This is a genomic window from Pinisolibacter aquiterrae (assembly GCF_019160155.1).
Classification (GTDB): Bacteria; Pseudomonadota; Alphaproteobacteria; order Rhizobiales; family Ancalomicrobiaceae; genus Pinisolibacter; species Pinisolibacter aquiterrae.
The window spans coordinates 1-25,761 of record NZ_JAFNIH010000028.1 but is presented as its reverse complement, the minus strand read 5'-3'; the positions used below and the strand labels follow the sequence as shown (position 1 = coordinate 25,761).

The following is a 25,761-nucleotide window of genomic DNA, read 5'->3' as shown; positions in this document are numbered from 1 at the left end:
GCTTCAACAGGTTGAAGAACTGGCGCCGCCTCGCCACCCGCTACGACAAGACCGCCGACAGCTATCTCGGCTTCGTCCTCATCGCCGCCGTCCGCCTATGGATACGCTTATTCGTCAACAGGACCTAATCCAGTTTGAAGTTCGCTCTGGCCCAACTCGAGGACCAGAGCATGAGGCGTAGCCGTTTTTCCGAAGAGCAGATTATCGGCATCCTGAAGGAACACGAGGCCGGCGTTGCGGTCTCGGACCTGTGCCGCAAACACGGCGTCAGCGATGCGAGCATCTACAAGTGGAAAGCCAAGTTCGGCGGCATGGACGCTTCCGAGGCGAAGCGCCTGCGGGCGCTGGAAGACGAGAACGCCAAGATGAAGCGGATGCTGGCCGACGCCATGCTCGACAACGTCGCCCTGAAGGACCTGTTGGGAAAGAAGTGGTGACGCCCGCCGAGAAGCGGAACGCCGTCTCTCATCTCGTGGCTGCCCACGGGATGAGCGAACGGCGGGCGTGTAAAGCCACCGGCTTCTGCCGCATGACCATTCGCTACGAGACCACGCGGCCGGATGACCGTGTGCTTCGCGAGCGGCTGACGGAACTCGCCCGCGAGCGCAGGCGGTTCGGCTATCGGCGCCTGCATGTGTTGCTCCGGCGCGAAGGGATCGTCGTCAACCACAAGAAGCTGTTCCGGCTCTATCGCGAGGAGAGGCTCGGCGTGCGCCGGCGCGGCGGCCGAAAGCGCGCTCTCGGCACGCGAGCGCCGATGCAGGTCGCCCTGCGGCCGAACGATCGCTGGAGCCTCGACTTCGTATCGTATCAGCTGACCGATGGCCGCCGCTTCCGCATTCTGACGATCGTCGACGATTGTACCCGCGAGAACATCGCCCTGATTGCCGACACGTCGCTCTCGGGCCTGCTGCGCGTGGCAAACGAACTCGATCGGTTGGTCGCGACACGCGGCAAGCCGAGGATGATCGTCAGCGACAACGGCACAGAGTTCACCAGCAACGCGATCCTGAGCTGCGCCGACCAGTCCCGGGTCGAGTGGCACTACATCGCGCCGGGAAAGCCTATCCAGAACGCGTTCATCGAGTCGTTCAATGGGCACCTGCGCGGCGAACTCCTGAACGAGACGTTGTTCACCACGCTCGCCCAGGCTCGCGTGCTGCTGGGTCGCTGGCGTGTCGACTACAACGACGCCCGTCCGCATTCGCGGCTCGGCTGGCAGACACCCGCCGAGTTCGCCCGCACCTTCCCGCGTCGAGAGACGGCGCTGCGCAACTCGAGCAGCTCCGCGCCGCCTCCCGCCGTTCACCCCGCCCCGAAGGGCAATCCCAACCGCCAGAGCCAACTCGGAACTGGATAAAACTCGGGGGGCAACGTCATTTTTAATGTATTTGCTTTGTATTTCTACCTTTTCGCGCAGGAGACGTGGAAGGCGCGCCTGCGGAGGGGAGGGGCAATCGGCGCGTTTGGGCGGGAAAGATGGGAATATATTTCTATCCGCCGAGAAAGAAGCGCCGCCCGGAGGGCGGCGCTCTGGTCGTCGGATTTCGGGTCCGTCTTCAGTTGGGCAATGGTTCGGCCGGTTTGAAGTACAGTCCCGTCAGCCCATTCTCTTCGTAGGTCTTCTTGAAGCGGTCGGAGACGATGATGTTCATTCGGACGCCACTGCGTCCCTTCAGTCGGAAGATGTCGGGACTATCCGGCGGAGGATGCTTGATGATCACGCGGGTCACCATGTTCACCTCGTCTTCGACCCTCTCGTACATCCCCCAACGAGAAAATTTGCTCGCTTCATAGTCGAAGAGGTCGAGCTCGACGTCGATCTTGATGAAATAATATATATATCCTTCGCATGATAAGGGTAATGGTCTCGATACTGGGGAAATGAATTTTCCCACTATATCGAATGCTTTCTCGCTGATGAAAAATGCGGGGTGCAGGAAAGTGGCGAAATCCATGATCGCGTCATCGACACATTCCTCTCGCTCGAACTCGAAGCGGCAATTCGAAAAATCAGGTACGAAGCATGGGTCAGACAGTTCTTCGAGTTGATAGCTGATTGTAGGCACGGTCTTCGGCTCCGGGTGCCCCGTTTCATCGATGCACATCCACCAATACATGGCACACCTCATCTGTCGTCGGAGTTCGGATTCGGCGACGTCTTATCGGAGCGGCCTTGTGCCACGCCCCAGTCGTTCGGGGAAAATCCGAAGAGATCGGCCGCCTTCAATTCTGCTGCTATTCCACGAAGACCCGCAATCACTTCCGGAAGTGTAGTAGCGCGTTCAAGTCTTCCATATACCGCTTGGTCGTATTTGTGCGTATGCGGTCCACGATGGTTTGTGAGGCCGACTCCGTTCACGGGGTCATTGACCTGGATTCAAACATCTTTCAGCTTGTCACGGGATGCTGCGGCCCATCTGTTGCCGGCCGCCACCGCGACAATGTGATGCGCCTGCTGGTTCTTGGACAGATCGCCATTCGCGGTCAGTGCGTCGCGGAAAGCACCCTGTCCGGACCGGACGTTCGACATCGCGAAGGAACCCGCGAGGCCGTGAGGGGCGCCCGGTATCGACCCGTTCGCAAGCGCGGCTTCGAGAGTCGCGACGGGATCCTTCGGTGCAGCAGCTGGATTGATTGCAGTCGGTGCCGACGCATTCGGGAACGCTCCAAGTGTCGGCCCATGCTGCTGCTCGGCTTTGAGGTGTGCGTCCCAAGCGGCAATGGCGGCTGTCAGAGCAAACGCACTCGCGATCAGCGCCGCGTCGTCGACGCCGACGAGATGCCCATTCCGATCTGCCCTGTTCACCGGATCGCTGTCCGCATAGGTGTAGCGGTTGGTCCCGACACCCGGCATCAACGGGTCCCACGTGTTCGGCGAGACGAAGAGACCGAGTTTCGGGTCGTAATACCGAGCGTGGAGGTAGAGGAGCCCCGCTTCGGGATCATCGCGTTCGCCGGTGAAGCCCTTGGCTTCCGGTGCGGCGCCGGGGATGAGGACCGTCGGGGTGCGGGTGCCGTAGGGGGCGTAGGTGTCGGTCTCCGCCGTCGTGCCGGTGCCATCGGTCACCCGGCCGACCGTCGCCAGATGGTCGCGGTGGAGATAGCGTTTCGCCGCCGCCGCGCCGGTGCCGACGATCGATGCATCGGCATGAGGGTATTTGGTCCAGGTGGTCGCCGACGACCACTGCCCGTTCGCGCAGGTCCAACGCGTGCCCCGCTCGATGTCGGGGGTGAGGGTCAGAGAGACGTCGGTCTCGGTGCCGGAACATCCGGTGCCGGGGTGGGTCACCGACTTGGTGAGCCGCTCGCCGCCCGGGGCGTAGGCGAAGGCGAGCGTGGCCGCTCCTGCGACGATGGTCGACGGACGGTTCTCCCCATCCCACGTGAAGGTCCGACCGAGGCCGGTCGCCATGTTGCCGGCGACGTCCCAGGTGTAGGCGCCGCCGCCGACGGTCGTCGGCGGGTGGGGTCGCGTGGTCCCGTAGGTGTAGGTGCCGTTGCCGGTCACGCTGGTGAAGCGCGAGCCGAGGTCGTAGGCGAAGGTCTGAGACCGAGCGGTGGTGTCGACGTTGATCGCGAGACGATAAGCTGTTCAATCTGTATTTGAAAGAACTTTAGTTTTATACGGATTTATTTATCTATGCGCCATTTGTTTTCAGATTATATAATTAGATCAATACTATTCGATAAATTATTGTTGATTTATTTTGTATTTCCTTTTAAGATACAACAATCCTATTTTTGAAAATCATAATAATTTCGGACAAGTAATTGCTGGCATATTTTTTGCTACGTTTAATATAGAGCCTAGCTGTATCAAAGGTGATTTGTTGGCCTGATATATGACAATGAACAACATAATGTCTCTGGTTCCGGTTTCTTTGCTTTTAAGGAATATTGATATAGATCCTGGATTTTTCTTCGTTGCCAAAACATGTCTGATGTATGGGCGCAAATTTTCTCCTTCATAATCAATATCATTGTAAACAGCGGAAGCTGTCTCCCAAAACACATCTGCATTTGCAATAGCAATATCCACAGAATTCGGAAGATCTCTCTTATCAAAACGAATAATGTCTGATATTATTCGTGGAATTCTATCAAGAACGACATCTGGAACTGAATTTCCATGCTCTTCAATTTTCATAGCTTCCTCCATTTCATGGTTGAGATCTATCTTCTTCTTGCGGACCTTTTGGGTCTCGCTTTTCACCCCATGGCGTGTTGGTTGGAGTGTTCGGACTAAGACCCAATGTTCCTTCAAAATATCCCCTTGCATTTTGTTGTATTAGACCCTTTGCAGCTGGAGGGGTAGTGGTTCCAGAAAAAATCATCGAGCCGTATCCAACTGCGTATTCATCATTTAATACTTTTCTACCATCTTTTGGATAAGAATGTTGAAAGGCTGTGGCCGCAACATGCTGCTCTTTTGTCATGGAAATAGCCGGCGCCCGTGCGGAGTTGTATCCGGGAAAATCTTTGACTGCGGCTTCCTGAACAATGTGATGCGCATCACGCTTGATGCCATCGATTTGGGTCAAGGCTTGATTGTATTCTTTGACCTGTGCGTAAGTGCCAATCACCGTCCCGCCGAAGGGTGTTACCCCCGACGTTGTGACTGCGGCAGCCGGTGAACTCTTGTCGCTTCCTTTCCCCAGCGTTGCCGGACTGATCGAATCCGGCATCGACGCATGATGCTTCGAGGAGGTCTGTTCCTCGAGCTTCAGATGAGTATCCCACGCAACGATCACGGAAGTGATCGCGAGTGCCGTGAGAAAGACGGCAGCATCGTCGACACCGACGAAATGCCCATTGCGATCCGCCTTGTTCACCGGATCGCTGTCCGCATAGGCGTAGCGGTTGGTCCCGACGCCCGGCTTCAGCGGATCCCATGTGTCCGGCGAGACGAACAACCCGAGCTTCGGGTCATAATACCGGGCGTGGAGATAGAGGAGCCCTGCCTCCGGATCGTCGCGTTCGCCGGTGAAGCCCTTGGCCTCGGGGGCGGCGCCGGGGACGAGCACCGTCGGGGTGCGGGTGCCGTAGGCGTCGTAGGTGTCGGTCTCCGCCGTCGCGCCGGTGCCGTCGGTCACCTGCGACACGGTCGCGAGATGGTCGCGGTGGAGATAGCGTTTCGCCGCCGCCGCGCCAGTGCCGACGATCGAGGCATCGGCATGAGGGTATTTGGTCCAGGTGGTCGCCGACGACCACTGCCCGTTCGCGCAGGTCCAACGCGTGCCCCGCTCGATGTCGGGGGTGAGGGTCAGAGAGACATCGGTCTTGGTGCCGGAACATCCGGTGCCGGGGTGGGTCACCGATTTGGTGAGCCGTTCGCCGCCCGGGGCGTAGGCGAAGGCGAAGCGCGAGGGCAAGTACAAGGGGCGGCGGCGACTCCCCATATCCGACGATGTCGCTCACCTCGCCGCGGAAGGCCGAGGCCCGACTGCTATTGCGAGGGAACTCGGCATCGGCGTCGCCACTGTTCGTCGCCGGCTGGCCGAACATTGCGTTCGCACCGTAGCTGGTGACTGAACGAGATCGGTCTCTCGGCCACGAGAGGCAATTCTACTCGGCGTGCAACCGGGTTCATTTCCGGCGGTCTCGCGCCGCAGACGCATTTCGGGTGATCGGCGAGGCTCGGAAGCTTGCCGCTTCGGTGATGTTCTCAGAGTGTGACAATCTTCACTATTCCCTATTGATGCGAATAGATCGCGCGCGTTGTGATCTCTGCAGTTCGGTCAAACCGACTCCAGGTCTCGGTGACTTACGGTCATATCCCGGTGGACACGGTCGCCGCCATTCCGGCCTTGCGCCTGGAGATCGTGAAGCGAACCGACGATCCGTTCGGCTTCGGCGTGCTGACGCGCTCTGGAGGAGCGAACGCACCTTCTCGTGGTTCGACCGCAACCGCAGGCTCGCCAGAAATCGGGAGACCCAACCGTGGCGCCGCGCGCTTTCGGCACCCGCACCGCGATCCGACCAGCCATCCGGCATCTCCTCCGTCGGTCGGCTCCGAACCTATGGTTCGGGTGACATTCGGGATGCTGGTCGTCGCGATCGCCGGACCATCCTTTCGAATAGCGCGACGCGCCTTCTCGACCATCTTCACAGCCCGATGAGCCGCCCCGGTCGGCACGCGTGCGACTAACTGTCATCCCAACGAGAGGATGCCGCACATGTCGGGCCACACACCGTCTTCACCCAACGAAACTCTCACGGGAGGATTCGAACCGCCGCCGATCGACGGCGAGGTTCTCGCGGGCGGCGCCGATCGGACGACGACGGCGATCGGCCGTAGTGGGGCGTTCTTCTCCTGGCCGTCGAGGCTCTCGTCCGGCTTGCTTCGGCGTTCGGGGCGATCGGCGCGGCCGCGCGACGGGCGTCGCCGCCGCTATGTGACCGCCTTTTCGATCGCGCTCGGCGTGATCTGGGTGCCGGTCGCGACCTTCCTCCTGACGGCGCCGCCGAGCTTCGAATCGCGGGTCGGTCTCATCCTGCCGGGCGCCGGCGCCTCGACCTCGATCAACCTGTCGGAGATCGGGCAGGCGACGTCTTCGGCGCCACCGGCCTACGCGAGCGCTTCCCTCAGCCCGACCGTCACCTACAAGAACCTGCTGCTGTCCGACGTCGTCCTGGACCGGGCGGCGACGGCGTTGCAGACGCATGCGCCGTCGATCGGCAAGCCGGTGATCAAGCTCGTCGACGAGACCAGCCTCATCCGTTTCACCATGAAGGGACGCACCCCCGCCGAAGCCTTCGATCGCGCGCGGGCGGTGCTGGAGGCCTTCCAGAGCGCCCTCGACACGCTGCGCGACGACGAGATCCGGCGCCGGCAACACTCCACCACCGACGCCATCGGCCAATACGCCGAGAGCGTCCGGGCGATCCGCAGCCGGATCGGCGACCTCCAGGTCTCCGCCGGCCTCAATTCGACCGCGCAATACGACGGCATGGTCGCAGCCGCCGAGACCCTCCGAGCGCGGCTGGTCGAAGCGCGCGCCTCCGCCGAAGAGGCCTCCGGCGCGGTCGACGCGCTGGTCGCCTCGCTGGGTATCACCCCCGACGTCGCGGCCAAGACGATCCGGCTGCACGCCGATCCCGAATTCAACGCCCTGATGACCTCGGTCGGCAAGGCGGCGGCAGAGACGGCCGAGTTCGGGGCCCGGTTCGGTCCGAACCATCCGGTGATGAGCGCGGCGCGGACCCGTCTCGCGGGCGCGACGGCGCAGGCCCTGCGACGCGCGGTCCTCCTCACCGGCCTCTCCGAGGCGGCGCTGACGCGCGAGATCGACCGCTCCGCCAGCGGCAATCGCGGCGAACTCCTGTCGAAGCTCATCACCCTCGCCGCCGACCGCGACGGCAGAGCGTCGCAGATGCTGTCGCTGAAGGCCGACTACGAGCGGGCCGAGGCCCGCGTGCGGTCGTTGCTCGAGCCGGCGACCCGGCTCGGCAGCCTCGATCGCGACTACAAGATCGCCGAGGCCGTCTTCGCCTCCGCGCTGGCGCGGATCGACACGGTCAAGGCCGACGTCTTCGCCTCCTATCCGATGACCCAGATCCTGGAGCCGCCGACGATGCCGGAAGCGCCGTCGCGTCTGCGCCAGCTCCTCGCCGTCGTCGGCGGCCTCGCGGCGACGGGATGTTTCGGCCTCGGCCTCTTCCTCGCCTGGATGCGACATGGGATCATCGAGCGATTGGTCGACCTGCGCCGTCGACCGGACGGTTCGTCTCGAGACCTCGTCGGCGACGGCGGTCTCGCCACAGCGTGAGGCCCATGCCCGATCGCACCACACCCGAGGCCCTCGTCCATTGGACGATCGTCCTCACCTGGCTCTTCTACGCGGTCGGCGGCCTCTATGTCGCCGGCCCCGTCGTCGTGTGGGTCCTGGGCGGGCTGACCGTGCTCTCGCTCTTTCTCGGCCCGGCGCTCGGCCCCACCCTGCGCGCCGCCGGGCCGGTCCCTCCGCTCGCCTGGGCCTGGATCGTCGGCATGGCGGTGATGCTCGTCGCGCTGTGGATCGGCCATCTCCAGTGGGATCTCGGGGCGCCGATGCTGATCAAGTCGTCGATCGGCTGGGCCAAGGGCTGGGCGATGATCGCCGTCCTCGTCACCGCCGGCGCGGTGCTGCCGCTCCGCCGAGGCGTCCTCGTCCGCGCCCAGTGCATCCTGTCGGCGGTCACGCTGCTGCTGGTGCCGGCTCTGCTGGCCGCGCCCGTGCTCGGGTTGCCGTCCAAGCTCTTCACCTCGCCGCTCGAGGTCGTCGGTGGACCGGGGCCGGAATATTTCTCCGTCTATCTCTACACGCTCGATCCCGAGGTCGGATCGGCACGCTGGCAGTTCTATGCGCCGTGGTCGCCCTTCGCGGGCATGCTCGGCGTGGCGATCATCCTCTTCGCGCTCGAGGAGCGGCGACGCGGGTGGCTCGTCACGGGCGTTCTCGCCGGGCTCGCGATGATCTTCCTCTCGGCCTCGCGCATGAGCCTCGTGGCGCTGCTCGTCTGTTTCGCCCTGCCGCGCCTCGCTCCCTTCGCCGGTCGTGCCGGAACGTGGTTCGCCGCGGCGGTGGCCGCCGGTGCCCTGGCGGTGGCCGGTCCGCTGGTCGCGACCCTCGTCGACGACGCGATCCGCTCCTTCAACGGCGCGCGCGCCAGCAGTTCCCGGGTGCGATCGCTGCTGCAACAGATCGCCTGGAACCGCTGGCAGTCGGAGGCGGTGTGGTTCGGACACGGCACGGTGGAGCGCGGGCCGCACATGGTCGAATTCATGCCGATCGGCAGCCACCACACCTGGTACGGCCTGCTCTTCGTCAAGGGCGTCTTCGGCGTCGCCGCTCTCGCCGTGCCGATGATCTGGCACTTCACCGTGACGCTGAGCGACGCGGTGCGCGGGGCTCGCGGCCGCCTGCCGTTCGGGCTCATGCTGCTCTTGACCATCCTGACCTTCGGCGAGAACCTGGAAATCGAGATCTATCTGTTCTGGCCCGCGTTCCTTCTCCTCGGCATCCACCTGCGCGAGATGGCGTCCCCGCCCGCTTCGCCCGACGGCCGCTGATCCGTCGCCGGGGCGACGCCGAGCCGTTGCCGTCGATCTCGGCGCCGGAGCCGTCTTCGCTCGCGGGCAGGACCATGGTGACGGGTCGCGAGACGCCGGGGCGACGCCTCTCCCCCGACACCGCAACCGAACCTTCCCGGAAACGCCGACGAGCCGGACCTCGGAGAGATCCGGCTCGTCGCGATGGAACGGGCGGAGGGGGATCACGGCCGCGTCTCGGCGCCCGTGGCCCCGGAGGGGGCCGCGGCTCAGGCCGCAAGGGTCTCGGGCAGCGCGGGCGTCGCCCCGAGCGAGGCGAGCAGAGCCTGCCAGTTCTTCGCGAAGCGGGCTTCCGCCGCCGCCGCGTGCAGGCGCGCGCGCGTCACCCCGGCGTCGAGGTCCATCGTCGGCAGACGGGAGAGGACGTCGGCCCAGCCGAAGTGCGATCCGTCGCCGACCGCGATCCCGCCGGCCCGCGCGTGACCGGCGAGGGCGTCGGCGGTCGACGCGATCAGCGTCCGACCGGCGGCGAAGGCCTCGAGCGCGACCAGACCATAGGGCTCCCAGCGCGACGGCATCACCACGGCGTCGCAACGCGCCATCGCGCCGGCGACGTCGGCGGTGAAGCCGTGGAACACGATCCGCCGATCGCCGCCGGCGCGCCGATAGAGGCTCTCGCGTTCGGGGCCGTCGCCGAAGAGATGAAGCTCGAGGCCGGGCACGTCGGCGAGACGGAAGCCGTCGACGACGATGTCGAAGCCCTTCTGGCGATCGAAGCGCCCGATCGCCGCCAACTTCGTCACCGCCCCCGGACGGCGCTGCGGCACCGCGAAGAACGGCTCGAGATCGACGCAGGGGGGGACGACGGCGAGCGCTGCCGGCGCCACGAACCGACGCCGGGCGAGCCAACCGGCCTGTTCGTCGGAGACCGCGACGACCCGATCGAACAACGAATAGGCGGTGCGCAACAGTCCGGCGAAGCGCTCGTGGTTCTCGACCTTCAGCGCGTGGAACCGTTCCGAGTAGCTGTGCTCGACGTGGATCAGCGGCGAGGCGGGGAAATTCGCCCGGAGGGCCGTCAGCATCGGCAGGTTCGACCAGCAGATGCTGAGATGGGAGACGACGACGTCGGCGGCGAGCGGCGGCGGCGTCAGCCGACCCCGTTTCACCGTCTCCACCCGATGCACGCCGAAGCGGGCGCAGGCGGGAGAGCGGGCGATGTGATCGATGAGACGGGTGACGCCACCGGGCGAGGTGTCGTCGACGAGATGCACGACGGAAGGGATCATGGCTGGCATCCTCATGACGAGAGATCAGTGGGCGGCGACCGAGCGCAGCCGGGCTTCGACGAGGCGGCCGCCGGCGCCGCCGAGAAGGTTCAGGACTTCGGCGGCGAGCGCCGTCACCACCGTCTTCACCGGCTCGCGCCACAAGGGCACGCGCGAGGCGGCGAGGGAGGCACGCGACAGGCGCGCCGCCTCGCGGCCCTGATGCAGCGACACCGCCCGGCGGGCTAGGTAGCGCATCTGATAGGCGGTCGCCGCCGCGCCGTGGCGCTCGACGAGATCGGGGGCGAGAGCGGCGATCTTGTCGCGCATCCGCACCCAGGTCTTGAACTGCCGGTCGATGTCGGCGGAGAGAGCCCCGGTGTGGATGCGATAGGCGGTGAGCAGGCCGGGAATGCCCTCGATGCGCCAGTCGGTGGTGACCGCGAAGCGCAGCCAACCCTCGATGTCGTCCGACTGCCGGAAGGTCTCGTCGAACCACCAGTCGCGCTCGCTCTCCTGCGGCGGGCGCCAGGCGATGGCGTCGAAGGCGACCCGGCGCACCACCGCCGCCGAGCCGTTGCCGATCGGATTGCGCAGGAAGACGTCGGCGGCGGTGAGGCCGGTGAGCTTCGGACGCTGCGCCACCCGGAGCGGCCGCCCTTCGATGTCGATCATCGAGGATCCGGCGAAGGAGATGCCGACCTCCGGTTCGCGCCGCAGGTGGTCGACGTGCAGCTCGAGCTTCTCCGGCATCCACAGATCGTCGGCGTCGCAGAAGCCGACGAACTCGCCGCGCGAGGCGGCGATGCCGGTGTTGTGGGCGCCGGCGAGACCGCGGTTGCGCTGGCGGACGAGCCGGATCCGGGGATCCTCGAAGCCCTCGACGATCTCGGCGGTGCGATCGGACGACCCGTCGTCGACGACGATCACCTCGAAGTCGGCGAAGGTCTGGGCGAGCAGCGACCGCAGCGTCTCGCCGATGGTCGCGGCGGCGTCGTAGGCCGGCACGACGATCGAGGCGATCGGGGCGACACAGGTGGGGGCGATGGCGGCGAGGGACATGGTCGGTCTCCTTCGATCGGGGTCAGAGGCGGGCGAGGCGGCGGCGAAGGGCCGTCGGCATCAGCGGTTCGACGAGCGCGGCGGCCAGCGTCGGCACGCCGCGGTGGAGCGGGGAGAAGAAAGCGGCGGGGCTCGCGACGAGCCCCTGCATCGACAGGCGAAGCGCGGTTCCGCTCGGCGTGTTCACGCGCAGAGCACGGCGCGCCAGATAGCGCAGGTGGGCGGCCTCGGCGGCGCGGACCTCGCCGGCGCGCAGATCCGCGTCGGCCTTCATCGCGGTCTCCACCGCCCTGCGCCACCCGGTGTGCATGGCCGAGAGATCGGCGGAGAGGCCCGACGGGCTGGTGCGATAGAAGACGAGGCGACGATCGAGACCGGTGACGACCGCGCCGGACGCCACGAGCCGGATCAGGCATTCGAGATCCTCGGCGTGCCGCAGCGTCTCGTCGAAGCCACCGACGGCGCGGAAAGACGATGCCCGTACGACCAGGTTCGACATGGTGCAGACCGGGTTCTCGCCGATCAGGTCCCGCAGGACGAGAGATCCCGGACGCACGCGCGATTCGGTGCGGGCGCGGGCGGGCTCGCCCTCGAAGAAGGAGACGCGGCCGAAGAGACCGTCGACGCCGGGAGACGCGCGCAGCGTGGCGGCGCAGACGGCGAGCTTTTCCGGCACCCAGAGATCGTCGCTGTCGAGAAAGGCGAGGAACTGCCCACGAGCGGCGAGCGCGCCGATGTTGCGCGCGGTGCTCGGCCCGACTCCGGGCAGGGAGACGACCCGGACCCGCTTGTCGACGCAGGCGAGGGCATTCGCGATCTTGGCGGTGCGATCGGTCGACCCGTCGTCGAGAACGATCGCCTCCCAGTCGTCGCAGGTCTGACGGGTCACGGACACCAGCGTGGCGACGAGGGTCGCCTCGGCATCGTGGGCGGGGATGATCACGGAGAAGAGCGGCATGGCGAAGGTCCCATCGGTTGTCGGTGCGTGGGGGGAAGGGCTCGGCGCCGACGTCTGTGGGAAATCGATAGCGCCGCTCGAGCGCCTCGCGTGTCGCTCCTCGGCAGAGACCGGAGGCGCGGTCGCTCCGGGACCTATGCCGAGGGATAGGGCCACCCCCTTCGTCGGATCCCGTCCACGACGAAGAGACGGGGGCGGGTTGCAATCGAGGGCCGCCACCGTTCAAAGTGGATTACGCGTATCGTCGAGGCTGTTCGGAACCGCGATGCGACGTAGGATCTCGAAACGATTCGGGTGCCGCGCCTCGGTGCGTTTGGAAGGGTGCATGACCATAGCGACGGGACGCATGTGCGATCGATCCGATCCGAACGCCGGATGCCTCGATCGGATGCGTCGAGGTCGGCGCCGGAGCGCCGCCCTCGCGGCCCTTCTGCTGTTTTCCGGTTGCTCCGTCACCCAGGAGATCGCCAACGTCGAGCCGGTGACCACCGGCGAGAGTTATCAGGCGCAGTATCGGCTGATGTCCGTCGGCGCCGCGCCGATCGCGACCGGCACCTCCGCCGGGGCCAATGCCGAACGCTGCACCAGCCCGGCCGGCGCGGTGAGCGAGACGGCGGCGCTCCGCGCGGTTCCGCGCGACGTCGAGATTCTGTCGATCGGCGACCTTCTCGACGTCTCGCTGTCGGAAGACGCCACCTTCAGCGGCAAGTACCGGGTGTCGCAGGACGGGACCCTGCGCGTGGTCCATCTGCCGCCGGTTCGCGCGCTCGGCCGAACCGTCGACGCGGTCCAGGCGGATCTGGCGCGCGCGCTCGTCGCCGCCGGCAACTACCCGACCGCGCCGCAGGTCTCGGTCCGTCTGATGGGCTACGCGGCGGCGCGGGTGTTCGTGAGCGGCGCCGTCTTCGAGCCCGGCGCCCACGAGATCGGAGGACCGACCGCGACGCGGACCGAAGCCGACCGGCTGGCGGCGATCGGCGCCGCCGGCGACGAACGACGGCTGTCGCGCGCGCTCCGCGCCGCCGGCGGCGTCCGCCCCGACGCCGATCTGTCGCGCGTCACCGTGCTCAGGGGCGAGCGCCGCCTCACCTTCGATCTGCGCCCGGCCGTTCTCGGCCGCGCCCACACGGACGCGATCCTGCTCGCCGGCGACCAGATCGACGTCCCCTCGCGCGGCTGTTTCCAGGAGGCGCTGATGAAGCCTTCGCCGATCTCGCCGCCGGGTGTGAAGGTGTTCCTGTCGAACCTGACGGTTCCCGCGACCTCCAATGCCCAATCGCTCAACGGAAAAGAGGCGCGGGAGCTGCGCTGGGGCACCCGCTTCCTTCAGGCGGCGGTCGGGATGAACTGCGTCGGCGGGACCCGGTTGACCAATGCGGACAGGACGGTGGTCCTGTTCACGCGAAATCCGATCACCGGGTCGTCGATCGTGGTCGAACGCAACCTCGAGAGCCTTCTGCGGCGCGCCGATCGCGACGAATACGATCCCTGGATCCTGCCCGAGGATGCGCTCGCCTGTTACGACAGCGGATCGACCAACGTCTTCGACGTCGCCCGGCAGCTGGGCGTGGTCCTGTCGACGGTCAAGACCAACTGACGACGGCCGTCACGCGCGAAGATCGGCGACGAGGTCGGCGAGCGCGACGATCGTCGCCTTCGCGTCCTTTTCGAGCGCCGCCGAACATCGATCGGCCTCCGCGGCGTCGCCGCCGGCGCAGGCCGTCTCGAGCGCGGTCGAGGCGGCGCGCAGTCCGACCGCGCCGAAGACGGCGGCCGACCCGGCCAAGCGATGGGCGGCGGCCCCCCGCTCGGCGAGAGGCAGCGCCGAGAGGGACGACACCGCCGCGTCGATCTCGCCGCGAAAGGCCTCGAGGCGTGCGACGAGCCGGTCTTGCCCGAGAACCTCGGCGAGTTCGGCGAGTTCGGAGACGTCGAGGATCGTCGCCTCGGCCCCCTCGTCCCCATCGCTCGGGGCCTCGGCGCCGGCTTGCGGGTCGGTGCCGAAGAGGTCGACCAACAGGGCTCTGAGATCGGCGAGCCGCAGTGGCTTGTAGAGACATCGGTTCATTCCGGCCGCGACGAGATCGGCCTCGACCCCGGGCAACGCATGCGCGGTGAGGCCGACGATCGGCGCGTCCCGTGACGCGGCTCGCGGGTCGGCGCGGATCGCGCGCGTGGCGGCGCGCCCGTCGAGCTTCGGCAGACCGAGGTCCATCAGCACGAGGTCGTAACGACCGACCGTCGCTTCGGCGACGCCGACCTCGCCGTCCTCGGCTTCCTCGACGCTCGCCCCGAGCATCGTCAGCATCTCGTGCGTCACCAGTCGGTTGGTCGGGTTGTCTTCGACCAGCAGGACACGAAGCCCCGATCTTGGGCGCGCGACATCCTCGACGTCGTCGGGCGAGGCTGCGCTCGTCTCGACCGCCGCCGTCGTGTACGGCAGCGTCAGGACGAAGCGGCTCCCGGCCCCGACGCGGCTGGTCGCCGTCAGGGTTCCGCCCATCAATTCGACCAGACGCCGCGCGATCGCGAGCCCCAGGCCGCTACCTCGAGGAATCCGGGCGTCCGTGGGCTCGAGCGCCACGAATTCCTCGAAGACGTGATCGATCTCCTCTTGCGCGATGCCGATGCCGGTGTCGACGACGGCGATCTCCACGGTCGGGGATTCCGGGAGTGCGCGCTCGATCCGCACCTCGAGCCGGATGGTGCCGTCCCGAGTGAACTTGATCGCGTTGCCGACGAGATTCATCAGGATCTGGCGGAGGCGATTGCGATCGCCGAGCGTACCGCCCGGAGGCAGATCGGAGTCGACGACGATGCCGTCGCCCTTGGCGGCGGCGGCGGGGCGATTGATCGCGGCGACCTCTTCGATCAGCTCGGCGAGGTCGAAGACCTCCTCACGCAGCATCGGTACCCCCGACTGCAGGCGGGTCACGTCGAGCGCGTCGGCTATGAGATGCAACAGGATCTCGCCGGAGCGCATCGCGGTGTCGATGTATCCCGTCTGGCGCTCGTCGAGCGGCGTCTCTCGCAACAGATCGAGAATGGCGAGGACGCCGTTCAGCGGCGTGCGCATCTCGTGGCTCATGAAGGCGAGGAGATCGGAGCGCGCGCGCGCCGCCGCCAGAGCGTCGTCGCGGGCGCCGATCAGTTCCTGCTCGATCCGCACGCGCTCGGAAATGTCGCGCACGAAGCCGATGACGATGCGTTGATCCCCGCGCACCGAGGCACCGAGCGACAGCTCGACGGGAAACTCCGTTCCGTCCGCCCGGCGTGCCGTGGAGATGAGACGACCTGTCTCACCCGTTCGCCGCCGGCCGGTCGCGACGTAGCGGGCGAACCCGGCCGCGTGCGATTCACGCAGACGCTCCGGTATGACCATCGAGACGAGAGACGAACCGACGAAGGCATTGCGCGAGTAGCCGAACATCTGCTCGGCCGCCGGATTGACGTCGAGCACCAGCCCCGCGTCGTCGACCACGACGATGGCGTCCAGCGAAGCCGAGATCGTCTTCTCGAAGCGATCGCGACTCTCGGTCAGGGCGCGGGCCCGATCGTCGGAGAGCTGGAACAACCTGACGAGGACGATCAGAGACAACGACAGAAAGACGAAGAACACCGCCCCGACGATCGACGTCTGCTCGATCAGGTCCGCGAGGGACTTGCGTTCCGCATCCGATTTCTGTGCGAAGAAGCGGACATAGGCGAGAGCGATGCTCCGCGCTTGGACGCGCAGGCGAGCGACCTCCTCGCGCAGATCGCCGAGATGGGCCCGCAGGTCCGTGTCGGCCCCGTCGATCAGGGGAGCGAGGCGGTCGAGCCCCGTCCGAATGCGGCCCAAGGCGGCTGTCGCCTCGTCGACGGAGGCGTCGGCGGCGCGACCCCGACGGGTCTGCGTGGCCGAGATGCGGCTGTAGAAGATGTCGAAGCGCTTGCGAACTTCGTCGAGGCCGGTAGCGAGCCCCAGTTCCACCGACTTGATCGCATCCAGGAGCACCAGGGCTTCGACCTCGACCTGTGCCATCTCCCATTGCTGATTGTCGGAGGGAGCCGCGGTCAGCGCTTCGAGTTCGCGCGCGATGCGTGTCCCCAGCAGGCCGAGCACCGCGCCGACGACGACGAGCAGACCGAGCACCAGCGCGAATTGTCGCAGCGACAGCGCCCGGCGACGCGTCTTCTCGTCCTCCCGCCAAGGCATTCATCGCCTCCTCGCAACCGCGTCCTCGCGGGTCGCTGCCGGCGTTCATCGGAACGGCGCGTCGCCTCTGGACGCCGCGTCAATCTCGGATCTCGATCCGATCGAGCTGCCAGATGCTGCGGGCATAGATCACTTCGGAGCGATAGTCGGCCCGGGCGTCGTAGGGGTAGACGATCCACAACGGACCGCGGTTGCGAACCGGCAGGGCCTTGCCGTCGATCTCGTAGGCGACGATCGGCCCGCCCTCGACGGCGTCGGCCGCCGGAATGTCGACGGCGTAGTCGTTGAGCGCCACCGCATGGATCGATCGTCCGGAGGCCCCGACCGCGTCGAGAAGCTTGCGCAGCGACACGCCGGTGAAGGTCGGGCGACCTTCCGTCCAGATCGTCGCGGTCTGGAATGTGGTCTGGGGCAGCGCGCGCAGCGCGGCGAGGTCGAAGGTCGCGCCCTTCGGCCCGTGCGGCGCGGCGATGCGCCCGGTGACCGTGAGAAGGATCTTCGTCTCGGGCGTGGCTTCCGCGGCCTCGACCGACGGAGCGCGGCTCGTAGCGATCCAGCCGACGAGCAGCACGGTGAGCGCCATGGCGAGAAGTCTCATGATCTGCGCCTCCATCCCTGAGGTGTTCTTCCATCAGAGATAGACGAATACGCGAAGCGAGCAACGTCGCATTGGAAGGGGGGCGCCTATCCGAAAGGATAGAAACGCCGCGGCGCGATCCATGGGACGGCGCGGCCGCTCCGTCCCGCCGACCTCTCCGAACGGATAGGACCCCTCATCGTCTGCGTCGTCCCCTGACCGCAAGGACCGATCCGATCGCGCCCCTTCGCGCCTAGGAAACGGAAAACGCGCCGCCGTGTCGCAAACGGATCGTGCGTTCCACGCGCGGCGCGACCGCGCTCTCGAGGGGATCATCGTCCGTGACCGCTTCCATCGCCTCCACCGACGTCGCGCTCTCCACCCGGATCATCGCCGCCCTCCGCCGCATCGGCACGCGCGGCTTCGCCGCCGATCTGCTGGCGATGGGTTCGGCGCAGATCGTGATCCGTCTGTCGCGGCTCGCCGCGACGATCGCCCTCGCCCGCCTGCTGATGCCGGAGGATCTCGGGCGCGCCGCCGTGGTGCTCACCGTCTACGAACTCGTCGCCCTGATGACCCGCAACGGCATCGCCGCCAAGGTGGTGCAGGCCGCGCCCGACCGCGTCGAGGCGGTCGCGGAGACGGCGCAGGCGCTGACCTGGATCGTCTGCACCGGGCTGATGGTGCTGCAGATCGCCCTCGCGGTGCCGGTGGCGGCGGCCTTCGGCGACGAGAGCCTCGCCCTGCCGATCGCCGCGATGGCGCCGATCTATCTGGCGAGCCCGCTCAGCAACATCCAATCCGCCTTCCTGCAGCGCGAGGGGCGGGTGCGCCGCATCGCGCTGGCCGGGGCCGTCCAGGTCGTCGTCGACAACATACTCACCACGATCCTGGCGCTCGCCGGTCTCGGCCTGTGGGCGATCGTCCTGCCGAAACTCCTGGTCGCGCCGATCTGGGTCGGCTTCCTGCGCTGGGGACACGCCTGGCGGCCGCAACGCCCGTTCGGCCTCGGCCGCGGCCTCACCGGCGCCGCCGACATCCTGCGCTTCGGCCGTTCGGTCCTCGGCGTCGAGCTGATGACGACGCTGCAGGCCAACGTCGACAATCTGCTGGTCGGTTGGTTCCTCGGCGCCGAGGCGCTCGGCATCTACTATTTCGCCTTCAACGCGGGCCTCGGCATCTCGCTCGGTCTCGTCAACGCCTTCGGGATCGCCGTGTTTCCGCATCTGTGCGCCGCCGGCGGCGACGGCGGCGAATTGCGCCGGCGCTTCCGCTCGACCCTGCGCACCCTCGCCCTCTTGGTGGTGCCGCTCGTCCTGGCGCAGGTTCTCCTGGCGCCGATCTACGTTCCGCTGGTCTTCGGCGATCGCTGGGAACCGGCGATCCCGGTGCTGATGGTGATCTGCCTGTCGGCCCTGCCGCGCCCCTTCGCCTCGGCCACCTCGCAGCTGCTCAAGGCGGTCGGCCGGCCGGAGATCGAGCTGCGCTGGCAGACGGCCCTGACGGCCGTGCTGGTGGTCGCCCTCCTCGCCGCGACGCAGATCGGCATCTTCGCGGTGGCCGTCGCCGTGCTGGTGGTCCAGATCGTCGTCCTCGCCGCCTTCTGCGTGATCGTGCCGCCGACGGTGCTGCCGCCGGTCGCCCCGCCGACGAGCGAGGCCGGAGCGACACGTCGCTTCGAGGTGGTGACCGACGAGGCCGGCCTCGATGCGCTCCGGCCGCAGTGGGAAGCGTTGTGGGCGCGCGTGCCCGAGGCCCGCGTCTCGCAGGGCTTCGACTGGTGCCGCACCGGCTGGGAGAGAACCGCCCGACCGCGCGGACGTCGCCTCTGGGTCGTCGTCCTGCGCGAGGGGGACGAGCTCCGCCTGGTGTGGCCGCTCGTGCTCGCCTCGCGTCGCGGCCATACGGTCGCCCTGGGTCTCGGCTCGGAGAGCACCGAATACGACCAGATCCTGGTCGCCCCGGGCGCGACGGAGAGCGACGATCTCGCCGCCGCCCATCGCTTCGTCCGCGATAGCTGCCCCGCCGACGTGATCGAGATCGGCTTCGTCCGCGCGGCCTCGGCCCGGGCGCGCGCGATCGCCGAGGACGGGCTGCCGCGTCGCGCCCATCCGATCCCGGCCTTCATGCGCGCGCTGCGCCCGTTCCCTTCCACCGAAGCGCATCTCGCCGCTCTGCCGGGGAAGCTGCGCACCGAACTCGGCCGTCGGCGGCGTCATTTCGAGGCGCGCGGCACCTTCACCAGCGGCATCGTCGACGACGTCGGCGAAGCGCGCCGCGCGATCGATTGGGCGATCGCCCGGAAGTCCGATTGGTTGCGACGTCGTGGCGAGGCGAACGCCTTTCTGGCCACCGCCGAATATCGTGCCTTCCTGCACGCCCTCGCCGGTCGCGCCGGCGCCTGCGGGCGGCTCGTGGTGATGGCCTGCGCGCTCGACGACCGCTTCGTCGCGGTCAAGATCGGCACCGTCGACCGCCGCCGTTTCGAAGGGTTCGTGACCGTCTACGATCCCGCCTTCCACACCCTGGCGCCGGGCAATCTGTTGCTCGCCGAGTGCTTCGCCGAGTGCATCGCCGAGGGTCTCGACTATGACTTCCGCATCGGCGACGAGCCCTACAAGCAGGTCTGGGCGACCGACGGCGAGACCGTCACGCGCTGGGAGATCGCCAACGGCGCGCGGGGACGGGTCGTGCTGTTCACCCGCGCCGGCCTCGACGCGCTGACGCGCGGTCGTGATCGGTTGCGGCGGTGCCTTCCGGTGGTCTGGCGGCGTCGACTGAAGGCCCTGGTGACGGGTGGGCGCCCGCTGGCTGCGCCCGCCGTCGAGGCATCTGGTGGGCTCGGCGAACCGGCGTGACCGCGCGCGCGGCGCAGCCCGATCCGACGCCGTCGAAAGACGTGCCGACCCCGTGTGGAAAGCGGGAGGTCTCGCCGTCGAAGTTGCCGACGGTGCGCCGTCCGACCGGACATGCGCGGAATTTCAGGTCATCCTCCGTCGTGAGGTTTTCATCATGTCCCAGCGGAACACCACCGGCCGTCCCTCGATCCTGATGATCTCGTTCGAAGTCGAGCGATGCGGTCCGTCGCGCTTGCCCCGCGCCTTGGTGAAGGCGGGCTTTCGCGTCTACGCCCTGTGCCGTCCGGACGACCCGCTCGCCGCCACGCGATTTCTCGAGCGTGTCTTTCCGCTCGACGCCGTGACCGCTCTGCATCGGTTCGAGCGGTCGCTGGCGCGGGCGATGGACGCCTGCCTGCCCGATCTGGTCGTGGCGTGCGACGAGCGCGCGGTGGCCTGCCTACAGGCGCTGGTGCGTCGCGCCGAGCGCGCGGGTGGCTGCCGCCGTCTGGCCTCGCGTCAAATACGCACGCTGATCGCCTCCCTCGGGCACCCCGATCGTTTCGACGCGATGCTGATGAAGAGCGAGACCCAGGTCTTGGCGCGCCGGATCGGCGTCGCCACCCCCGACGGCGCCACCGTCGGCACGGTCGCTGCGGCGCTCGGCGCCGCCGATCGCCTCGGTTGGCCGGTCTATCTGAAGCAATCGTTCGGTTGGGCGGGGCTCGGCGTCGTCGCCTGCGACGACGCCGAGGCGCTCGCCGCCGCGATGGAACGCATGTTGGACCAACGGCCGTCGTCCGCGCGTCGCCTGGCGCGGCGCCTGCTCGATCGCGACTGGTATCCGGTCGCGACGGCGGTCGACGTCCAAGCGGCGGTCGACGGGGCGCCGGCGATGGTCGCGGCGGTCGCGATCGAAGGGCGGATGCTCGCCGCCTTCTCCGGCACGGTCGTCCGGACCCTCACGCCGAACGGGCCGAGCAGCGTCGTCGAGATCACCGCGCATCCGGCGATGGAGGCGGCGTCGCGACGGATGATCGCCGCCCTGGGGATCACCGGCTTCGTCGGGTTCGATTTCATGATCGAGTGCGCGACCGGACGGGCGATCCTGCTCGAGTGCAATCCGCGTCCGATCCAGATCAGCCACCTCGGCGACCGCATCGGCGTCGACCTCGCCGAAGCCCTGGCTGGGGCGCTGGCGGGTCGCCCGACGCGCGATCTGCACGCCGAGCAGACGATGGACGTCGCGCTGTTTCCGCACGGGCGAGGCCACGCCTCGAACGACGTCGTCCTCGACGTGCCCAGCGACGACGCGCGTCTGATCGGGGCGCTGTTGCGGCTGGCATAGTCGGCCCGTCCGTCGTCGTTCGATACGACGCCGACGGGCGAGATCGCCGTCCGATCCGTCGGCGCCCCGGGGAAATCCCTCGCGCTCGGACGCAGGACCAATGCGAGCCGCGCCGAGCGGCGGCACGACCGCCACGTGCCGCGAAACCCCGGTCGTCGCAGCTCTCGCGCGGCCACGAGGCCAGGCCGGGCCGAAGCCTCGCGGCGGCGAACGCCACCGCCCCACCTCGCGCCGGGAACCGGCCGGGATCTTCCGGCGTCGTCGCGTGGGGTCGTCGTCGACGGCCCCCTTCGACCGCGCCCTGCGGAAAGCCCGACGGATACGAAAAAAGGCCGGCTCGACGGCCGTCCCCGGGGGCGGGTCCGGGGCGGCCGAGGAGCCGGCGAGGCACAGGGGATGCCGGTGTTTCGCGACGATCGCTCCACCGGTCTGTTGCGGTGATGCGGCACTCGTTTCAATAGGCGCCGCGACCACCGAACACGGCTCGAACGGTGAGCCCGATCAGGGCGACGTCGAGCAGGAGCGAACGGGACCGTCCATAGGCGACGTCCATGCCGACCATCTTGTCGAAGGCGACGTCGGCGCGACCCGACACCTGCCACACGCCGGTCAGTCCGGGACGCGCGACGAGGCGCTCCATGGCTTCGGGCGGGTAGGCGGCGACTTCGCGCGGCAGGGCCGGACGGGGGCCGACGATCGACATCTCGCCGCGCAGCACGTTGAAGAGCTGAGGCAGCTCGTCGAGCGAGAAGCGCCGGAGGAAGCGGCCGACGGGCGTGATGCGCGGATCCACCGCCGCCTTGAGGCAGACGCCGGCGCGCGTGTTGACCCGCCGCAGATCGTCGAGGCGACGCTCGGCGTCGTTGCACATCGAGCGGAACTTCAACATGGTGAAGCGGCGACCGCCTTCCCCGACGCGTTCCTGGCGAAACAGCACCGGTCCGGGCGAGGTCGTCCGGATCGCCGCCGCGATGGCGAGCAGGACCGGGGAGAGAGCCACCACGGCCGATCCGGCGAGAGCGACGTCGAGAAGTCGCTTTCCGAGACGGCCGGGTTCGGAGGCGACGGCTTCGGCCGTCTTGCGGGCGGCGACACGAGCCAGGAACAGCGGATTGCCGACGAGATACCGCCGGGCGAGGCGGCGCGGCTCCAGGGCGAGGCGCCACGCCCATTCGCAGGACAGACGCCGCACGATCGCCGGCGCCCGTCGCACCCGGCCCGACCAGAAGTCGAATTGGGCGCCGACGCCCATCACCAGGCCGGCGTTCAGGCGAGGGCGATTGCGGGCGATCCAGATCTCCTGACGCGGAACCCCGAGCGCCACCAGCACGATGTCGGCGCCGCTCGCGTTGATGGCGCGGATGACCCCGTCTTCCTCGTTCGGCGAGAAATAGCCGTCGCGGCATCCGGCGATGCGCAGGCCGGGAGCCAGTTCGGTCGCCTTGGCGGCGGCGGCCTCGGCGATGCCGGGCGCCGCGCCGAAGAAGAAGATCGAGCGGTGGCGCGCGGCGGCGTCGCGGACGAGCGGCACGAAAAGGTCCGTGCCGTTGAGGTTTTCGACGAGCCGATCACCACCGGCCCGCGCCGCGATCTTCATCCCGATCCCATCGGGCAGAAGATGATCGGCCTTTCCGAGTGCCCAACGATAGACGGGATCTTTCGAGGCGACGTTGACGCAGTGCGCGTTGACGAAAAAGCCCGTCTTTGCGGCGGAACTGTTGAGGAGTTCGATCGCTTCTCTGCTCGTCGTATTCAGGATCGGAAGGTTCATGACCTCGATCGTCGCGGCGTTGATCATCTTTTCGGCCTCCCGGCGGTTCGATGACCGAGGGATACCCGATTTCGACGAGACGTTTTGCTTTCGGAAGGCGATGTTCGGACGCCTTTCGGGGCATGAGATCGCGAAATCGCCCCGCCCCCATCCATTCGGATAGGCGCGGCATCCCAAATCGCGGTGAAGTTGCGAAGAAGGGATGGTAGTGTCTCTTCCGTAGCGAGGTGTCACCGGAGCATCGAGGCGGTGGTACCGACGGTTTTCTCGGGCATAGAAACGATGCTCTCCGAGCGGATCTGCGAGTCGTCCGGACGATGCGCGCCGTGGGCGAGCCTTCGTCGGATCGACCGGAACCGAGGGATCGGATTGGAAATGGGCGGCTCGATCGAGAGGAAGCGATGAAGATTCTGCTCGCCGACGATCATGAACTCGTCCGAGACACGATCGCGGCCTTTCTGTCGCGCGAACCCGGCATGCAGATCGTCGTCGTCGCCGACTTCGCCGAGGCGGCCGAGCGCATCACCAAGGAAGGCCCGTTCGATCTCGTCCTGCTCGATTGGGGCATGCCCGGCATGGACGGGTTCGACGGTCTCGCCCGCGCCAAGACGCTCAACTACGGCAGTCCGGTCGGCATCATTTCAGGGACCGCCAATCGCACCATCGCGGAAAAGGCCTTGGCGGCGGGCGCCGCCGGCTTCGTTCCGAAGAGCCTGCCGGCGAAATCGCTGGTGCATGCCGTCCGCTTCATGGCGGCGGGCGAGCAATATGCGCCGATCCGCTTCATGACCGAGAAGGAGGACGTGCCGGAAAATCCGCTCGCGACCAAACTCACCAAGCGGGAGTTGGAGGTCCTCGGTGGTCTCGTCGAAGGGCACTCAAACAAGGAGATCGCGCTCGCCTTGGACCTGCAGGAAGTGACGGTCAAATTGCACGTGAAGACGCTCTGCCGGAAGATCGGCGCCCGCAATCGAACCCATGCCGCGATCATCGCGAAGGAAGAGGGGTTGTTCTGATCGTCTCTCTCGTCGGCGCAACAGCGAACCTTCGGCTCGCGATGGATCGTCCGAGCGTAGCGACCGAGCCTTCACGTCGAAGAACGCCGAACAGAGCCGACGGCTCCATGCCTCGGCCGCGGTGTTCGACGGTATGAAGCGCGGGTAGGGGGCGAAGATCACTCGCACGGGTCGTCAGACAACGACCGGCCACCCTCGATAGGATCCCGAGGTCAGGAGCTCCACCGACGCAATTGAGTTCATGTTTCGTGCGGCTCGGTGAAAGCCGTCCAGGCGTTCATAATAGACCTTCGCTTTTCCAGCGCGTCGCCTCGGCGGTAGGCCTGCTCGACCGAATTCCCGACGATATGGGCGATCGCCGCTTCGGCGACTTCTCAAGGGAACGGAGTACATTCGCCGCACCAGTCGCGGAAAGACGATCGGAACCCGTGGGGGACGAAGCCGGTCTCACCCATTCGCACCAGCAACTGCTTGAACGCCATGTTCGACAGCGGTTGCCCTCGTCGGCTGCTCGGGAACAGGTGGGCGGTCGGCTCATCGCTTTCGCGGAGCTTCGCCGCCTCTTTCAGGATCTCGCCCGCCCGGGTGGACAAGGGCACGCGATGCTCCCGGCCGGCCTTCATCCGACCGGCGGGAACCGTCCAAACCTTCGAGGCGAGATCGATCTCGCTCCATGTGGCGCCGGTCACCTCGCCGGAGCGGGCGGCGGTCAGGATCAGGAATTCGAGTGCTCGTGCCGCAACGGCGTCACGGGCTCGTAGGCGCCCGACGAAGGGCCGGGACCTCTTCGTAGGGCATGGCCGGCTGATGGCCGCGCCGGAGCTTCTGACGGCGAGGTAACAGGTGGTCGAGGTGACCCCGCCATCGAGCCGGGTTCTCGCCGGTGCGCCAGCCTCGCGCCTTGGCGGCGTCCAGGACCTTCTCGATGCGGCCGCGGAGACGAGAGGCGGTCTCCTGCTTGGTCCACCAATTCTCCTCACGTGCTCGACGCACGTTCGATCATCCAGACTTTCGAGCAGTCCTGACGTGGCTTCGCCGCAGCCGACGTGATTTCGGATCATGGAAGCCGCTTCCGGACACGGCAGCCTTCTTCCGTCGAGTCGATGACGGACGCGACGCTCTGCAACGGGCGATTCGACGGACGGCCTCGGCGCATGAGCCGACCATCGCCGACACGCGCGCCCACTCATCCCCGACGATCACAGGCGACGCCTTTCCCGCGCTCGTTCGCGGCGTCACTCCGAGTGCCACCGCACGTCCGGCCACCGCTCATCCCCCTCCGCAGGGCGCGGAACTCGACGAAGGCCCTCGGCTCCCCGAGAGACATCGTCGAACTCACCCGCGTCGCCTACGTCCGGATCCGCGCCGAGACGGACGATCGACGCGGTGTCTTCCGATCGACCGCCCGAGTCGAGCGGTTCCGGGCGCGGCCTGATCGTCGACGGCGGCCGGGGCCGGGGCCGGGAAGGCGGCACGGTCGATCCGCACGTCGATGACGATCCCGAAGGCGCGCGACGACCGCCCCGGCGAAAACCTCACCGGAGAGGTCGACGCGCGTGGCACGCAGGCCGGCATGAAGCCGTCGGACCTCTGCCGGAAGCACGGGATCAGCGAGACGACTCTCTACAAGTGGAAGGCCAAGTTCGGCGGGATGACGGTTCCTGAGACGGCGCGCCTGCGCACGCTCGAGGA

22 protein-coding genes and 1 pseudogene are annotated in these 25,761 nt (G+C 67.2%); 9 read left to right on the top strand and 14 right to left on the bottom strand.

The window, feature by feature from the left end:
- Together J3S89_RS11955 and J3S89_RS11950 are read left to right on the top strand one after the other, a co-directional pair.
- Nucleotides 1–128 (top strand): annotated as a pseudogene (locus J3S89_RS11955) (IS5 family transposase); the annotation flags it as partial.
- Nucleotides 129–170: 42 nt separating this feature from the next.
- A protein-coding gene (locus J3S89_RS11950; RefSeq protein WP_217927781.1) for an IS3 family transposase occupies nt 171–1,360 on the top strand; the annotation gives its coding sequence in 2 pieces (ribosomal slippage) (nt 171–420 and nt 420–1,360; 1,191 coding nt in all).
- Between the two features lie 199 nt (nt 1,361–1,559).
- Here the strand turns inward: J3S89_RS11950 and J3S89_RS11945 are convergent.
- From J3S89_RS11945 to J3S89_RS11925, 5 genes are all read right to left on the bottom strand, one after another.
- Nucleotides 1,560–2,120, bottom strand: a complete 561-nt coding sequence (locus tag J3S89_RS11945; RefSeq protein ID WP_217927780.1) for an imm11 family protein — start codon at nt 2,118–2,120, stop codon at nt 1,560–1,562.
- An 8-nt stretch (nt 2,121–2,128) separates the two neighbouring features.
- Entirely contained in the window at nt 2,129–2,380 is a 252-nt protein-coding gene (locus J3S89_RS23645; RefSeq protein ID WP_420801343.1) for an AHH domain-containing protein, read from the bottom strand.
- Complete coding sequence (locus J3S89_RS11935) at nt 2,381–3,511, bottom strand: RHS repeat-associated core domain-containing protein (RefSeq protein WP_230489219.1); 1,131 nt, start codon at nt 3,509–3,511, stop codon at nt 2,381–2,383. It abuts the gene before it with no gap.
- A 240-nt stretch (nt 3,512–3,751) separates the two neighbouring features.
- On the bottom strand, nt 3,752–4,150 hold the full coding sequence (locus tag J3S89_RS11930) for a hypothetical protein (RefSeq protein ID WP_217927778.1): 399 nt from the start codon (nt 4,148–4,150) through the stop codon (nt 3,752–3,754).
- Nucleotides 4,151–4,163: 13 nt separating this feature from the next.
- Entirely contained in the window at nt 4,164–5,381 is a 1,218-nt protein-coding gene (locus J3S89_RS11925; protein ID WP_230489220.1) for an RHS repeat-associated core domain-containing protein, read from the bottom strand.
- Between the two features lie 960 nt (nt 5,382–6,341).
- On the opposite strand from J3S89_RS11925, the gene J3S89_RS11920 reads away from it, so the two are divergent.
- Together J3S89_RS11920 and J3S89_RS11915 are read left to right on the top strand one after the other, a co-directional pair.
- Nucleotides 6,342–7,772: a GumC family protein gene (locus tag J3S89_RS11920; protein WP_217927776.1), complete on the top strand. Its 1,431-nt coding sequence runs from the start codon at nt 6,342–6,344 to the stop codon at nt 7,770–7,772.
- 5 nt (nt 7,773–7,777) lie between these two features.
- Nucleotides 7,778–9,055: a hypothetical protein gene (locus J3S89_RS11915; RefSeq protein WP_217927775.1), complete on the top strand. Its 1,278-nt coding sequence runs from the start codon at nt 7,778–7,780 to the stop codon at nt 9,053–9,055.
- Between the two features lie 248 nt (nt 9,056–9,303).
- Here the strand turns inward: J3S89_RS11915 and J3S89_RS11910 are convergent, their stop codons facing one another.
- Genes J3S89_RS11910 through J3S89_RS11900 form a run of 3 tightly spaced genes read right to left on the bottom strand, consistent with a single transcriptional unit; the run spans nt 9,304 to nt 12,322 of the window.
- Entirely contained in the window at nt 9,304–10,323 is a 1,020-nt protein-coding gene (locus tag J3S89_RS11910; RefSeq protein ID WP_217927774.1) for a glycosyltransferase family 4 protein, read from the bottom strand.
- Between the two features lie 24 nt (nt 10,324–10,347).
- On the bottom strand, nt 10,348–11,364 hold the full coding sequence (locus J3S89_RS11905; protein ID WP_217927773.1) for a glycosyltransferase family 2 protein: 1,017 nt from the start codon (nt 11,362–11,364) through the stop codon (nt 10,348–10,350).
- A 22-nt stretch (nt 11,365–11,386) separates the two neighbouring features.
- Nucleotides 11,387–12,322: a glycosyltransferase family 2 protein gene (locus J3S89_RS11900; RefSeq protein WP_217927772.1), complete on the bottom strand. Its 936-nt coding sequence runs from the start codon at nt 12,320–12,322 to the stop codon at nt 11,387–11,389.
- Between the two features lie 388 nt (nt 12,323–12,710).
- On the opposite strand from J3S89_RS11900, the gene J3S89_RS11895 reads away from it, so the two are divergent.
- Complete coding sequence (locus J3S89_RS11895) at nt 12,711–13,919, top strand: polysaccharide biosynthesis/export family protein (RefSeq protein ID WP_217927771.1); 1,209 nt, start codon at nt 12,711–12,713, stop codon at nt 13,917–13,919.
- 9 nt (nt 13,920–13,928) lie between these two features.
- On the opposite strand, the gene J3S89_RS11890 is transcribed toward J3S89_RS11895, so the two are convergent.
- Nucleotides 13,929–16,520 carry a hybrid sensor histidine kinase/response regulator gene (locus tag J3S89_RS11890; protein ID WP_217927770.1) on the bottom strand — a complete coding sequence of 864 codons (2,592 nt, stop codon included), beginning with the start codon at nt 16,518–16,520 and terminating at the stop codon, nt 13,929–13,931.
- 79 nt (nt 16,521–16,599) lie between these two features.
- Complete coding sequence (locus J3S89_RS11885) at nt 16,600–17,118, bottom strand: putative pterin-binding protein (protein WP_230489221.1); 519 nt, start codon at nt 17,116–17,118, stop codon at nt 16,600–16,602.
- Between the two features lie 320 nt (nt 17,119–17,438).
- Here J3S89_RS11885 and J3S89_RS11880 point away from each other — a divergent pair, with 320 nt between their 5' ends.
- The gene (locus J3S89_RS11880) at nt 17,439–19,955 is read left to right on the top strand and encodes a GNAT family N-acetyltransferase (protein ID WP_217927769.1); all 2,517 of its coding nucleotides are present in this window, start codon (nt 17,439–17,441) and stop codon (nt 19,953–19,955) included.
- A 154-nt stretch (nt 19,956–20,109) separates the two neighbouring features.
- Nucleotides 20,110–21,282: an ATP-binding protein gene (locus tag J3S89_RS11875; RefSeq protein ID WP_217927768.1), complete on the top strand. Its 1,173-nt coding sequence runs from the start codon at nt 20,110–20,112 to the stop codon at nt 21,280–21,282.
- A gap of 454 nt (nt 21,283–21,736) precedes the next feature.
- On the opposite strand, the gene J3S89_RS11870 is transcribed toward J3S89_RS11875, so the two are convergent.
- On the bottom strand, nt 21,737–23,080 hold the full coding sequence (locus J3S89_RS11870) for a WecB/TagA/CpsF family glycosyltransferase (RefSeq protein ID WP_217927767.1): 1,344 nt from the start codon (nt 23,078–23,080) through the stop codon (nt 21,737–21,739).
- 203 nt (nt 23,081–23,283) lie between these two features.
- Nucleotides 23,284–23,481, bottom strand: a complete 198-nt coding sequence (locus tag J3S89_RS11865) for a hypothetical protein (protein ID WP_217927766.1) — start codon at nt 23,479–23,481, stop codon at nt 23,284–23,286.
- Here J3S89_RS11865 and J3S89_RS11860 point away from each other — a divergent pair.
- A complete protein-coding gene (locus J3S89_RS11860) occupies nt 23,455–24,069 on the top strand; it encodes a response regulator transcription factor (protein WP_217927765.1) in 615 nt (204 codons plus the stop codon). The two genes, J3S89_RS11865 and J3S89_RS11860, sit on opposite strands and share 27 nt — an antisense overlap.
- A 374-nt stretch (nt 24,070–24,443) precedes the next feature.
- On the opposite strand, the gene J3S89_RS23640 is transcribed toward J3S89_RS11860, so the two are convergent.
- Nucleotides 24,444–24,758, bottom strand: a complete 315-nt coding sequence (locus J3S89_RS23640; RefSeq protein ID WP_420801580.1) for a tyrosine-type recombinase/integrase — start codon at nt 24,756–24,758, stop codon at nt 24,444–24,446.
- A gap of 58 nt (nt 24,759–24,816) precedes the next feature.
- Nucleotides 24,817–25,062, bottom strand: coding sequence for a phage integrase central domain-containing protein (locus J3S89_RS23635; protein WP_420801579.1), 246 nt, complete (start codon nt 25,060–25,062; stop codon nt 24,817–24,819).
- A gap of 499 nt (nt 25,063–25,561) precedes the next feature.
- Between J3S89_RS23635 and J3S89_RS11850 the strand changes: the two genes are divergently transcribed.
- A partial coding sequence (locus J3S89_RS11850) for a transposase (RefSeq protein ID WP_217927764.1) occupies nt 25,562–25,761 on the top strand: 200 nt, incomplete at its 3' end.